This is a genomic window from Devosia sp. Root685 (genome assembly GCF_001427875.1).
In the GTDB taxonomy this organism is placed as follows: Bacteria; Pseudomonadota; Alphaproteobacteria; order Rhizobiales; family Devosiaceae; genus Devosia.
In genome coordinates this window covers 353,925-366,112 of sequence record NZ_LMHK01000003.1, presented here as the reverse complement: position 1 = coordinate 366,112, position 12,188 = coordinate 353,925, and the positions used below count along the sequence as shown (strand labels likewise).

Sequence of the window (12,188 nt, the reverse complement as noted above, 5' to 3'; positions counted from 1 at the left end):
CTCAGTCCACCCGCCCCCGCGCCGCCACCGGCACGGTTTCGATCACCTCATCCCCCCGCACCAGCGTCACCGTATCGAAGAGATTGCTCACCGGGCAGCAGTGATTGGGCACGATCCGGATGACATCGCCAATTCTCGGTTTTACCGCACAGGCCGACACATCGAGCGTGCCATGCTCCTCGCTCAGCCCCACGATTTGGGCATCGGGAAAATCCAGCACATAGCCATAGCCCTGCATACCCAGCAAATCGCTGGTCAGCGTCTTGCTCCCGGCATCGATAATCGCCCGCCCATCCGTCGGTCGCGACACCACCGTTGCCAGCACCGTCAGCGCGCATTGCTCGAATGTCGCCGCGCCCGCCACCACCTGCGAGCGGTCCATATAGATATAGGTGCCGGGCCGATATTCGGTCGCCACCCCGGCTTCGCTCATATGCCAGATATCGGGCGTACCGCCCGTCGTGATCTCGGGCAGCGCAACGCCCGCGCCATCAAACAGCGCCTTGGCATCGGCCAGCCACTGCCCTGCCTCCCGGTATTTTCCGGCCGCCGGATAGGTCATCAGCCCGGCAAAACGCAGCCCCGGCGCCGCCGCGATTGTCTTTGCCAATTCCAGCGCCGCCAAAGGCGATTGCACCCCGCAACGCCCCATGCCGGTGTCGCATTCGACGAACACGCCCAGCGGCTTTGCGGCATCGACAAACGTTTCGGCGAGCCCCGCAACCGTCTCGGCACTATCGGCCACCACGCGAATATCAACCCGATCATGCAGCGCCTTGAGCCGCGCGCGCTTCTTTGCGCCCACGATATTGAAGGTAAGCAGCAGATCGGTCAGCCCGGCATCGGCCATGACCTCCGCCTCGCCCAGCTTTTGCACCGTGATCCCAACCGCGCCCAATTCCACCTGGCGCCTGGCAAAGCGCGGCAGCTTGTGGGTTTTTATGTGCGGCCGCAATTTTATGCCGGCCTTGTCGGCCGCATCCTGCGCGTTTTTCAGGTTCGCTTCGGCCTTGTCCACATCGACAAGGACAACCGGGGTTTCGAGTTCAAAAATCGAGGTCATTTGCCCCTCAGCACTTCATCGACAAATCTGAGATTACCCGCCGTCAGCCCGGCATCGACCGGCAGCAGTGTCCCGGTAATGCCCGAGGCCGCATCCGAACAAAGGAACAGCGCCGCATTGGCCACCTCAACCGGGGTCACCATGCGCCCCAGCGGATAATGCGGCAGCACATTGTCGAGCAAACTCGCGTCAGCTGCCAGCCGGTGATCCCAGGCCGGCGTCCGCACCGAACCAGGCGCAACTACATTGGACCTGACCCCCTCGCCACCGCGCTCGACGGCAATGGCCTTGGAATAGGCCACGAGCCCCGCCTTGGCCGCCGAATAGGCGGGATTGCCATAATGGGCCACGGCATTGACCGAAGAAATGAACACCAGCGCGCCCCGCCCCTTTTGCGCCATGGCGGCAATGATCGGATCGGTCAGCGCATAGGCGCCATTGAGATTGATATTGAGCTCACTGGCCCAAACCGCATCATCGACCATGCCAAAATGCTCGGCGCGGGTAAAACCGACATTGGCCACCACGGCATCGTAAACGCCATGCGCCGCCATATCGGCCGAAACCGCCGCCCGCGTCCCCGCCATATCGGCCTGATCGAACAGCACTGTTCGGACAAGCGGCAAGCCATCGAGCAGCGAAAGCTGGCGGTCCGCGCCAACGACATTGGCGCCCGCCTCATGAAACACGGCCACCAGCGACCGCCCAATGCCGCCACCAGCGCCGGTAATAAGCACGGTCTTTCCGTCGAGGCGGAATGGAGAGGTCTCTGTCACGGGCAATTCCTTTCGCTTGGGGCTCCCATCACCCCCTCCCAACCTCCCCCATCAAGGGGGAGGTGCCGCATCGCGTTTGAGGCACAATCTCGTTCCGACCACCGGCCTGAAACCTCCCCCTTGATGGGGGAGGTAGGAGGGGGTGATCTTCGATGGGCTCAAAAAGACCTCACGGCCCCTTATACGCCACGCAGTCTATCTCGACCTTGCAATCCACCATCATCCGGCTCTGCACGCAGGCCCGGGCCGGCGGATGCTCGCCAAAATAGCTCTTATAGACCCCATTAAAGCTCCAGAAATCCCGGGGATCATCGAGCCATACCCCAACCCGCACGATGTGCTCCGGCCCATAGCCAGCCTCTTCGAGAATGGCCAACACGTTCTTAATCGTCAGATGCGTCTCCTCGACGATCCCGCCCCGAACGATCTCGCCATCCTTCATCGCCACCTGGCCCGAAACGTAGAGAAAGCCACCGGCTTCCACGGCGCGGGCAAAAGGCAGGTTCTGGCCACCGGCGCCGGATTTATCGGCGCCATAACGCTTGATGGGCATGAGGCCCTCCTTTGAGGCAAAATGAAATTCTATTACTCTTTTGACCCAGAGCAGGGCCAAAATACACCCAAAATCCCCATTTCGCAGGGGCTAAAATGTAAATTTCTTACGTGATGCACGTTAGTCGATATGCTAATGTCACAATTGCCGCTGTCTCTCGCGGCGCTTTCATTGGTTCATTTGCTGGAAGTTTCTCGTGCGCGTTTTCACAGCCGCCCTCGCCACCGAGACCAATACGTTTTCCCCCATCGCCGTCGACAAGCGCGCCTTCGAAGCCTCGCTCCATGCCGGCCCGGGCGAACATCCCGCGACCCCGACCCTTTGCACCGCGCCGATCACCGTCGGCCGCGAAGTCTGCGCCCGCGAGGGGTGGACCCTGATCGAAGGCAGCGCCTCCTGGGCCGATCCCGCCGGCCTTGTCGCCCGCTCCACCTATGAAGAATTACGCGACGCCATTTTGGACCAGCTCCGCGCCGCCATGCCGGTGGACGGCGTGGTTCTCGGCCTTCACGGCGCGATGGTGGCCCAAGGCTATGACGATTGCGAAGGCGACATTCTCGTAAAAGTCCGCGACATCGTCGGCCCCGACATTCTGGTCTGTGCCGAACTCGACCCGCACAGCCATCTTACAAAGAAACGCGCCGAGGCCGCCGATTTCTTCGTCTATTTCAAGGAATTCCCGCATACCGATTTCGTTGATCGCGCCCGGGATCTCTGGGATATCGCCGTCCGCGCCCTCAAAGGTGAGATCAAGCCGGTCATGACGGTGTTCGATTGCCGCATGATCGACGTGTTCCCCACCTCGCGCCAGCCGATGCGCGGCTTCGTCGACAGGCTGCTAACCCTCGAAAAGTCCGAACCGGGGCTTTTGTCCCTTTCCGTGGTCCACGGCTTCATGGCCGGCGACGTGCCCGAAATGGGCACCAAAGTCCTCGCCGTCACCGACAACGATCCGGCAAAGGGCGCGGCGCTGGCCGAAAAGCTCGGCCGCGAACTCTATGCCATGCGCGGCACCTTCATGGTTGCCCAGGTCGATGAGAAAGTCGCCGTCGAGGCCGCCCTCCGTGCCGAAAAGGGGCCCGTCGTCATCGCCGATGTCTGGGACAATCCCGGCGGCGGCACGGCGGGCGATGCCACCGTTCTCCTCGCCGAGCTGATCGCGAAAAACGCCACCGACGTCGCCGTCGGCACCATCTGGGACCCTATCGCGGTCCAGATCTGTTTTGCTGCCGGCGAAGGCGCCGAAATCCAGCTCCGCTTCGGCGCCAAATCCGCGCCCGACACCGGCAGTCCCATCGACAAGCGCGTCACGGTCAAAAAACTCGTCCGCGACGCCCAAATGCGCTTCGGCGAAAGCTTCGCCCCCTTCGGCGACGCCGCCTGGATCACCTTCGACGGGATCGACGTCATCCTCAACTCAACCCGCGCCCAGAGCTTTGACCCAAGCCTTTATTCGGCCTTGGGCATCGACCCGAAATCGAAAAAGATCCTGCTGATCAAATCGACCAACCACTTCTACGACTCGTTCTCAAAAATCGCGTCGGAAATCATCTACTGCTCAGCCGGCAAACCCTACCCGAACCGCCCGGCGGAAACGAACTACCGCAAAGCCAGAAAAGACATCTGGCCGATGGTAGAAAATCCGTGGTGAGCCACCGGCCCCAACCGAATTCGCTATGGCGAATTCGGTGACCCCTCGCCCCTTGCGGGAGAGGGACAGACATTTTCTGCGTTCAGCAGAAATGTCAGGGTGAGGGGTTCTCTCCTCCGCAGAGGAGTGTGTGAGGGACCCCCGGCAAGAATACCCCTCAACCCGACCGAAATTCGCAAATGCGAATTCGGTGACCCTTCGGGCACCTTCTCCCGCTAGGGGAGAAGGAAGAAGGCCGATGCCCCTCGGGCCTATTCGGCCAAAAATCCCTTCGCCGCAAACGTCACGCGTGTCGCCGCGTTGAGGTCATAGCCGGCCAGATCTTCCGGCCGCACCCAGGCGTATTCGTCGAACTCTTCATTGATCACCACGTCCCGGTTTGCCGCATGGCAATCGAAGATCAGGTAGATCATGTAGATCTCTTCCGTCCGCCCATCGGCGTAGGTCTTCACCCGCCGATCATCGCGAAACCGGAATGGGGTCACCGTCTCGATCACCAGCCGGTCACCCAGTTCCTCGCGGATTTCGCGCCGCAGCGCTTCTTCCATCATCTCGCCCGGCTCCATGCCGCCGCCCGACAGCGCCCACTGTCCCGGAAAGACGCCGCGGTCTTTCGGCATGCGGCAGAGCAAAACTGCACCGTCGTTTTCGATGATCGGGCAAACAATCGTGCGCTGCTTCATGAAATTCCCCACTTCGCCCCAAGGTTATGCTCGAGGGTAACAGTCTGCTAACAAAAAGCCGCCGTTTCACAACGGCAGCTTCGCATTTTCCCGGCCTTTGCTACTCGGCCGCCCAATTGCCATACATGATCGGCATCAGCCCAACCATGGACTTGAACCGCTCCCAGCTCTTGCGCTCCGGCAGCGTCCAGCCCGCCTCGGCAATAGCCGAAAGCCGTGGAAAAACAAGGCGATCGAAGATGGCGCGGTCGGTCATCGATTCCGACCAGATGCAGCTCTGAATACCCAAGAGATGCTTCAACCCCTCTTCCGAAAAGCCGGCCCGCGCTTCGAACTCATAAGTCTCCTGCGGACCCGACCAGCCGGCCCAGCCTGCACCCGGCTCGGCCCAGGAAATTCCATTAGCCATATCAAGGTAGTAGCGCTGGCCGGGCGAGACGACGATGTCGAATCCCCTCTCGGCCAGCGCCGCGTTGATCTCCACATTGCGCCAGCCGATGACATAGGATGTCTTCTTATCCACGGCATCGCCATGCGCCGCTTCCTCCCAGCCGCCGGTGATGGCGCCCTTCGAGGCAATATACTTGTGCACACGCCTAATGAACTCGGCCTGGAGGATCGCCGTGGGCGAACCTTCGATCTCGTCGGCGCCGTGGTGATTGCCCAACTGATTGAATTGCTTGGTATGTTTCTCGCGCATCGCGGGGCCGGCAAGCTTTTCGATCATGTCGAGCGCCAGGGGAGAACCCGACCATGCGGCCAGCGGCACCTCGTCGGCGCCGAGGTGAAAAATGCCCGCCGGGAACAGTTCCAGCACTTCGTCGATCACCGTCTCGACGAACTTATACACGGGCTCATGCGCCGGGTTTAGACTGTTGTTCGGAAAGCCCTGGACCGACTGGTATTCGCCCGTCTCGCCGGGATCACGCAGTTCGGGAAGGGCCTGCAATGCCGCATAAAAATGTCCGGGCATATCGACTTCCGGGATCACTGCAATGCCGAGGCTGTCGGCCAGCGCGACGATCTGGCGGATGACAGGTTTGGAATAGAAGCCCCCCGTCGGCTGCGGGCCCGAGCCGAGCAGCGGCGGTAGGGCCTTGCCGTGGCCGCGCCACGCCGCGACTTCCGTCAGCGCCGGATAGGCTTCAATTTCGATGCGCCAGGCTTCGTCCTCTGTCAGGTGCCAGTGGAACTTGTTCATCTTGTTCCAGGCCATGATCTTGATGAGCTGGCCGACTTCGCCACCGGTATAGAATTGCCGCGCCACGTCCAAGTGACTGCCACGGAAGGAAAATCCCGGCGCGTCGGTGATCATTCCACCCGTCGGAAAGCTAAAGGTATGCGGGTATTGCCTGGCCCCACGCAGGATATGGCCCAGCGTCACAAGGCCATAGAACATGCCCTGACGGGTGCTGGCCGAAATGCTGGCGCTGTTCTCGGTAAAAGCCAGTTCATAGGCCTCGGCACCCATGCCGGACCTTTCGGCAATGTGCACCGGCATGCCGGCTTCGGAAGCCGGACGCACCAGCGCTTCGACGGCAAAGAGATCGTGCACAAGCCCCGCAAAAGCGGCCGCGGCGCGATTGGCCGCCTCGCCCTGCGGCTGCAAATCGAGCCCGGCTGGCGCAATGCGTTCGCCCGTCGTCGCGACCGATTTCGGCCAGGGAATAATCGAATGCGGCACAGCCGCCTTGGCGGGCACCGGGAACTTTGCTGTGCCTTTCAGCAGCGGCGAATTGTGGCCCTTGCCTTGAGTAGGCTTGGTCGGAATGGTGACCACGCCGCCATCGGCAAGCACGACATAGGCCGAATTAGCGCCATCGCTCCAATGCCTTAGCCCATAGGAAAGTCCCCGCGCCGTCGCGGTCCAGGTCGCGCCGGGCTCGAGCACAAAGCCATCGGGTGGCGCGATCAGAGTGTGATTGGAGAGGCGTTTGAGAAGCTTGCCATTTTCCAGCGTCGCCTGCGGATCGACGCGCGCGGGCCCCGAAAAACCCAGCTGAAAATTAGAGATCGGCTCATCGCCAGCATTGGTCAACTCGATCCCATACCCCAGCGGCTCGCTGCCCGAGGCCGGGGTCCAGGTGGTAACGAGGGAAAATCTGGCGGTCATGGTCAACTCATTGCAGTTCGCGCCACGCCCTCGTGGTTCGAGGCTCGTGACGAACGCGCACCTCACCATGAGGGCTACTGGAAAACCGCACCAGGAGTAGCCCTCATGGTGAGGTGGGAGCGAAGCGACCCTCGAACCACGAGGGCGTGCCGCTTGCTTGATAATCAGTCCCCGAGGGGCTGGCCGTCGTCGCCGTCACGATTGACGACAAGCTGATGTTTTATGCGGCGCATGCTGGCGACGGCCGAGGGGCCGAGGCGCGTGGCAACGGTCTGGGCGAGCACGTCGACCGTGGCGAGAAAAGCATAGCGGCCGGGCGTCGGGCGCAAAATGTCAGCGTTTTCGTGCCAGTTGACCGGCAGCAGGATGTCGGACTGGGCCGAAACCATCGAAGCCGAGCGGGTCGCGACGACGCGCGTCAGCCCATATTCCCCGGCCACCGTCAGCGTCTTGGCGAGCTGCGCATTATTGCCCGAAAGCGAAAACGCCACGATCACCGTGCCCGGCGGCGCAGCGGCAACGCGCATCAGTTGCAACTGGTGATCATCCGTCGAAGCGACCTTCAAACCAAGCCTGAAAAACCGCGTCTCAATTTCGCCCGCCATCATCGAGGAAGCGCCGCCCGAGCCGAAGGACAGAATGAAACTCGACTTGGCGATGCTCTCGGCCGCGCGTTCTACGGCGCCGAAATCGAGGTGCTCAAAAGTTTCGTATATGATCGACTGGATGCCGTTGACGACGCCCTGGGCGATTTCGTGCACCGAAGTCGGGCTCGCCGCCGGCGAAAAATAGCGCTGGCCGACAAAGCGCGACTGGGCCAGCCGCACCTTGAAATCGGCATAGCTGTCGCAGCCGAGACGCCGGCAAAAACGCGTCACCGTGGGCGGGGACACATCAGCCTGGGCGGCGAGATCAACGATGCTCATCTTGAGCACCGAGTCGACATCGGCAAGGACGATATCAGTCAACGCCCGCTCGGACCGGGTAAAGCCGTTCTTCTCGGTCTGTAACAGGCCGACGATGTCGAGCATTTTTCCCTCTCCCCAGCACGCCCTTCGGGCTTAGTAGACGGCCAGCCCCCGGGCGTCAAAGAGGTGCACATTGGCGGTGTCAAAGCCCATGCTCAACGCCTTGCCGTCTTCGATCGTGGGATTGCCTTCGAAGAGCCCGATAAAGGGCTCGCCGCCCGGTAGGGTCGAATAGGCGATGGTGTGGATACCCAGATGTTCGACGATGTTGGGCGTGATTTCGAGCGTAAATTCCCCGGTGCCAAGCTGCATATGCTCGGGGCGAATGCCCACGGTAACGTCCTGACCGGCCACTTCGGTGCTGGTGCGCGGCAGCACCAGCGTGCCGAGCGCGCCGAGGTCGACGGTGACTTTCGCCCCATCGGCGCTGCGCACCTTACCGTTGATGAAATTCATCTTGGGGCTGCCGATAAAGCCGGCGACAAAGAGATTGTCGGGCTTGTGGTAGAGTTCGAGCGGCGAACCGACCTGGGAAATTTCGCCTGAATTGAGCACGACGATCTTGTCGGCCATGGTCATGGCTTCGATCTGGTCGTGGGTCACATAGATCATGGTCGAGCCCAGGCGCTTGTGCAGCTCCATCAGTTCGATGCGCATTTCCGAGCGGAGCGCCGCGTCGAGGTTGCTGAGCGGCTCGTCGAAGAGGAAAATCTTGGGCTGGCGCACGATGGCGCGGCCGATGGCGACACGCTGGCGCTGGCCGCCGGACAGCTGGCCGGGTCGGTGCTGCAAACGGCTTTCGAGCTGGAGCACTTTCGCCGCGGCACCGACGCGCTTGTCGACTTCGGCCTGGGGAAGTTTTTCGACGCGTAGTGGAAAGGCGATGTTTTCGTAAACGCTCATATGGGGATAAAGCGCATAGGACTGGAACACCATGGCGATGCCGCGCTGCACCGGCGGCAGGTCATTGACGACCTTGCCCGCGATCTCGATGTCGCCGGCGCTCACGTCCTCGAGGCCCGCGATCATGCGCAGCAGGGTGGATTTGCCGCAGCCCGAAGGCCCGACAAACACCACGAACTCACCATCGGCGACTTCGAGGTCGATACCTTTGATGATGCGCGCTTCATTAAAGCTCTTTTCGAGGCGCTTGAGGCTCAGTTGCGACATGGTTCGCATCTCCGGTCGGCGGGGCGGTTCCCGCGGGCAGGTATTCTTGGACTTTTAAGTGCCGCCGCCCCAAACGGGCGGCGGCGGGATCAGGAGAGGCTTATTTGTACTGCTCGAGTTCCGAAGCGGCCTTTTCGAGGGCAGCCTGCGGTTCGGCAGCGCCGGTCACGACCGACTGAACCATTTCGATCATCACGTTCTGCAGACCGATATAGTCGGTGAACAGCGGCTCGGGACCACCGAATTCGATACCGTCGAGGAACGGCTTCCAATACGGCTTTTCGGCAAGCAGTTCGGCAGTCTGGGGTTCGAGCGGACGAAGCGGGGTCAGGCCCTGCGCCATTTCGGCATCCCACTGGCGCTGGCCGGTGGTGATGAACTTGGCAAGGCTGGTGGCCTGTTCTTCAACGCCGGTGCCCTTGAAGATGGCGAGAGCGTCGGTGATCAAGAGCGTGCCGGGACCCTTGGCATCTGGGCCGAGCGGCAGGTTGGCAACACCCCAGTTCATGCCGGCCTCTTCAGCGCGGATGGCAGCGCCCGGCGAGGCTTCGATCATGGCAACGCCACCATCGAGCCAGATGGCGCGCACTTCGTTCTGTTCGTAGGCGGTCGGGCCTTCCTCGCCATAAGGCACGATGTCCTTGAGAGCGGTGAGTGCAGCCAGAACCTGCGGCGAATTGAGGGTGATGTTGCCATCGGCGTCGATGACGAGGCCGTCATTGGTGTAAACCCAGTGGAGGAACTGGTGCATGGTGTTGTCAAAAGTCTTGGCGACAACGCCGTAGCCGGCTGCATCGGTCTTTTCGGTGATCTGCTTGGCGAAAGCGATCTTTTCTTCCCAGGTCTTGGGCGGGGTTTCCGGGTCAAGGCCAGCGGCCTCGAACAGGTCTTTGTTCCAGAACAGCGCCTTGGTCGAGAAGGCAACCGGAACGCCCCACTGGGTGCCGTCGAAGGTCACGGTGTCGGGCACGTAGTTGTAATAGGAGGCCTTTTCTTCGTCCGTCATCGGGACGGGAACGATCAGGTCGTTCTGGGCGAACTGCTTGAGCGTGCGCGAACCGACATAGGCGAGGGCGACGGGCGTGCCGGCAGCGGCGAGCGTCGTCACCTTGTCCTGGCACTGGCCCCAGCCGACGATCTCGGGAACGACCTTGAAGCCGGGATTGGCAGCTTCCCATTCCGCGAAGGTTTCAGCGTAGCCTGCAGTCAGCTCGTCGCCGCAGTTGATGAAGGAGATTTCCTTCACGTCCTGGGCGAAGGCACCGGTCGATGCACTGGCTAAAGCCAGCATCGATACGGCCATCAAACCGATAGTCTTGTTCATTGTAGTCTCCCTTGAATTGGGTCCCCTCGGACCCTTCTCACTACTGCTTCACGGCTCCGGCGGTCAGGCCGGCGACGAGATAGCGCTGCAGGAAAATGATCACGATCATCACCGGCAGGATTCCGACGAACGAGGCTGCCATCAATTCATTCCAGACCACTTCCTGCTTGCCGAAGAAGGCGAAGAGCCCCACCGGCAGCGGCATGAATTCGGTCTTGGAGTTGAAGGTCAGCGCAAAGATGAACTGTTGGGCATAGGCGCCGATGAAGGTCATGATCGAGACCACGACGATACCAGGCATGGCGAGCGGCAGGATGACCCGGCGCAGCGTATAGAGACGCGAGGCGCCATCGACCCAGGCAGCCTCGTCGAGCTCGCGCGGAATGCGCAGCATATAGGTGCGCAACAGCCAGATCGAGGACGGGATCAGGAAAGCCGCGCCCGGCACGATCATGGCGAAATAGGTGTTGAGCAGACCCATGGCGCGCATCAGGCGGAACAGCGGGATCAGCAGCACGGCGCCCGAAAACATGTTGACCGCGAGGAACATGCCAAGGAGCGCCCCGGCGCCCACAAAATTGAAGCGCGCGAAGGAATAGGCGGCCGGCACCACGATGATGACGACGATCAGCGTCACCACCGAAGAGATGAAGAAGGAATTGAAGATGTGAAGGCCAAGCGCGGGGACCGAGGTCCACATATTGACATAGGCGTCGAACGACCAAGTCTTGGGAATGAAGCTATAGGGCGTCGAAAAGAGCTGGGCCAGCGGCTTCAATGACACCAGGAACCCTTCGATGAAGGGCGACAGCACGAAGAACAGGAAGACCGCGATCCCCGCATAAAGCGCTGTTATTTCGTACCACTGGTAGCGATCGATCATCGCCTTGGTGGAACGGGCCTTGGTCTTGGGTTTGCTGAGCGTGGCGACCGAGCTGGCAGTGGCGGCCAGCGGATTGGCGCCGGGGGGAAGGGTTGCCTTGGCGTCGTGAAAACTCATTTGGCTTCTCCCTGCTGAAGCTTGCGGACGGCACGGAAGTAGACGAGGCAGAAGATCGACACGAAGATGCAGATCACCACGGCGCGCGCGGCGCCTTCGCCATATTTGCGGCTGCCCATGGCGGTCTTGTAGGTGTCGATGATCATGGTGGTGGTCGAGCCCGAGGGGCCGCCCTGGGTCAGGATCCAGATGATATCGAAAGAGTTGAACGTGGCGATGAGCGAAAGCAGGCTCATGGTGATGATGGCGGGCACCATCAGCGGCACGGTGATGCGGCGGAAGCGATAGCCGCGGCCGGCGCCATCGGTCCAGGCGGCCTCATAGAGATCCTTGGGGATCGACTGCATGGCGGCGAGGAAATAGATGGTCACCATGGGGACGCCAATCCACACGTCGGTGACGATGGTGGCCCAGAAAGCGGTATGGCCATAGGCGAGCCAGGCAACCGGGCCGCCGACCAGGCCGAAATTCTGCAACAGGCCGGAAATCATGCCGAACTGGCCGTTATACATCCAGCTCCACATATAGATGCCGATGGCCATGGGGACGATCCAGGGCGGCATGGTGAGAATGCGGAACAGCGCCTGGCCGGGAATAGCGGCATTGAGGAGGACCGCGCCGGCCATGCCGATGACCATCTTCAGCGAGACCGAGAAGAAGGTCCAGATGATGGTGCGGAGGATAACCTCGGTGAAATTGCCGACACCGAAAATGCGCTGGTAATTGGCCCAGCCGACAAAATCATAACCCGCCTTGAGCGAGGCATTGGTGAAGCTCAGAAGGATCGTGTCGAAGAGCGGATAGGCAACAATGATCAGGATATAGATCAATGCCGGAGCCAGAAGGGCGAGGGCGAAGATGGTGGCGCTACGCGTACTGGTCATCGG

11 protein-coding genes are annotated in these 12,188 nt (G+C 61.2%); 1 reads left to right on the top strand and 10 read right to left on the bottom strand.

Annotation, left to right across the window (positions count from 1 at the left end; genetic code table 11):
* Window position 1: 1 nt before the first annotated feature.
* The 3 genes from ASD83_RS16925 to ASD83_RS16915 form a co-directional block, all read right to left on the bottom strand.
* Window positions 2-1,063, bottom strand: a complete 1,062-nt coding sequence (locus tag ASD83_RS16925) for a D-TA family PLP-dependent enzyme (RefSeq protein WP_056313089.1) — start codon at window positions 1,061-1,063, stop codon at window positions 2-4.
* A complete protein-coding gene (locus ASD83_RS16920) occupies window positions 1,060-1,839 on the bottom strand; it encodes an SDR family oxidoreductase (RefSeq protein ID WP_056313087.1) in 780 nt (259 codons plus the stop codon). The genes ASD83_RS16925 and ASD83_RS16920 overlap by 4 nt, the downstream gene beginning before the upstream one ends.
* A 169-nt stretch (window positions 1,840-2,008) precedes the next feature.
* Window positions 2,009-2,392 carry a RidA family protein gene (locus tag ASD83_RS16915; RefSeq protein ID WP_056313085.1) on the bottom strand — a complete coding sequence of 128 codons (384 nt, stop codon included), beginning with the start codon at window positions 2,390-2,392 and terminating at the stop codon, window positions 2,009-2,011.
* Window positions 2,393-2,588: 196 nt separating this feature from the next.
* Here ASD83_RS16915 and ASD83_RS16910 point away from each other — a divergent pair, with 196 nt between their 5' ends.
* A complete protein-coding gene (locus ASD83_RS16910; RefSeq protein WP_056313083.1) occupies window positions 2,589-4,043 on the top strand; it encodes a M81 family metallopeptidase in 1,455 nt (484 codons plus the stop codon).
* A gap of 251 nt (window positions 4,044-4,294) precedes the next feature.
* Here ASD83_RS16910 and nudI read toward each other — a convergent pair whose 3' ends face one another.
* The 7 genes from nudI to ASD83_RS16875 all read right to left on the bottom strand — a co-directional run bounded on the left by nudI (window position 4,295) and on the right by ASD83_RS16875 (window position 12,185).
* Window positions 4,295-4,726, bottom strand: coding sequence for a nucleoside triphosphatase NudI (gene nudI / locus ASD83_RS16905; RefSeq protein WP_056313080.1), 432 nt, complete (start codon window positions 4,724-4,726; stop codon window positions 4,295-4,297).
* A 100-nt stretch (window positions 4,727-4,826) separates the two neighbouring features.
* Window positions 4,827-6,839, bottom strand: a complete 2,013-nt coding sequence (locus tag ASD83_RS16900; RefSeq protein WP_056313358.1) for a beta-N-acetylhexosaminidase — start codon at window positions 6,837-6,839, stop codon at window positions 4,827-4,829.
* Window positions 6,840-7,003: 164 nt separating this feature from the next.
* Complete coding sequence (locus ASD83_RS16895) at window positions 7,004-7,870, bottom strand: MurR/RpiR family transcriptional regulator (protein ID WP_056313078.1); 867 nt, start codon at window positions 7,868-7,870, stop codon at window positions 7,004-7,006.
* Between the two features lie 30 nt (window positions 7,871-7,900).
* Window positions 7,901-8,977, bottom strand: coding sequence for an ABC transporter ATP-binding protein (locus ASD83_RS16890; RefSeq protein ID WP_056313076.1), 1,077 nt, complete (start codon window positions 8,975-8,977; stop codon window positions 7,901-7,903).
* Between the two features lie 100 nt (window positions 8,978-9,077).
* Window positions 9,078-10,280: an ABC transporter substrate-binding protein gene (locus tag ASD83_RS16885; RefSeq protein ID WP_056313356.1), complete on the bottom strand. Its 1,203-nt coding sequence runs from the start codon at window positions 10,278-10,280 to the stop codon at window positions 9,078-9,080.
* 61 nt (window positions 10,281-10,341) lie between these two features.
* Window positions 10,342-11,184, bottom strand: coding sequence for a carbohydrate ABC transporter permease (locus tag ASD83_RS16880; RefSeq protein ID WP_056313353.1), 843 nt, complete (start codon window positions 11,182-11,184; stop codon window positions 10,342-10,344).
* Between the two features lie 113 nt (window positions 11,185-11,297).
* Window positions 11,298-12,185: a carbohydrate ABC transporter permease gene (locus tag ASD83_RS16875; protein WP_056313352.1), complete on the bottom strand. Its 888-nt coding sequence runs from the start codon at window positions 12,183-12,185 to the stop codon at window positions 11,298-11,300.
* Window positions 12,186-12,188 lie beyond the last annotated feature (3 nt).

Excerpts from the sequence above, each read along its gene's own strand:
- ASD83_RS16880 (WP_056313353.1), bottom strand. The coding sequence starts at position 11,184 with ATGATCGATCGCTACCAGTGGTACGAAATAACAGCGCTTTATGCGGGG.
- ASD83_RS16925 (WP_056313089.1), bottom strand. The coding sequence starts at position 1,063 with ATGACCTCGATTTTTGAACTCGAAACCCCGGTTGTCCTTGTCGATGTG.
- nudI (WP_056313080.1), bottom strand. The coding sequence starts at position 4,726 with ATGAAGCAGCGCACGATTGTTTGCCCGATCATCGAAAACGACGGTGCA.
- ASD83_RS16890 (WP_056313076.1), bottom strand. The coding sequence starts at position 8,977 with ATGTCGCAACTGAGCCTCAAGCGCCTCGAAAAGAGCTTTAATGAAGCG.
- ASD83_RS16915 (WP_056313085.1), bottom strand. The coding sequence starts at position 2,392 with ATGCCCATCAAGCGTTATGGCGCCGATAAATCCGGCGCCGGTGGCCAG.
- ASD83_RS16875 (WP_056313352.1), bottom strand. The coding sequence starts at position 12,185 with ATGACCAGTACGCGTAGCGCCACCATCTTCGCCCTCGCCCTTCTGGCT.
- ASD83_RS16895 (WP_056313078.1), bottom strand. The coding sequence starts at position 7,870 with ATGCTCGACATCGTCGGCCTGTTACAGACCGAGAAGAACGGCTTTACC.
- ASD83_RS16900 (WP_056313358.1), bottom strand. The coding sequence starts at position 6,839 with ATGACCGCCAGATTTTCCCTCGTTACCACCTGGACCCCGGCCTCGGGC.
- ASD83_RS16885 (WP_056313356.1), bottom strand. The coding sequence starts at position 10,280 with ATGGCCGTATCGATGCTGGCTTTAGCCAGTGCATCGACCGGTGCCTTC.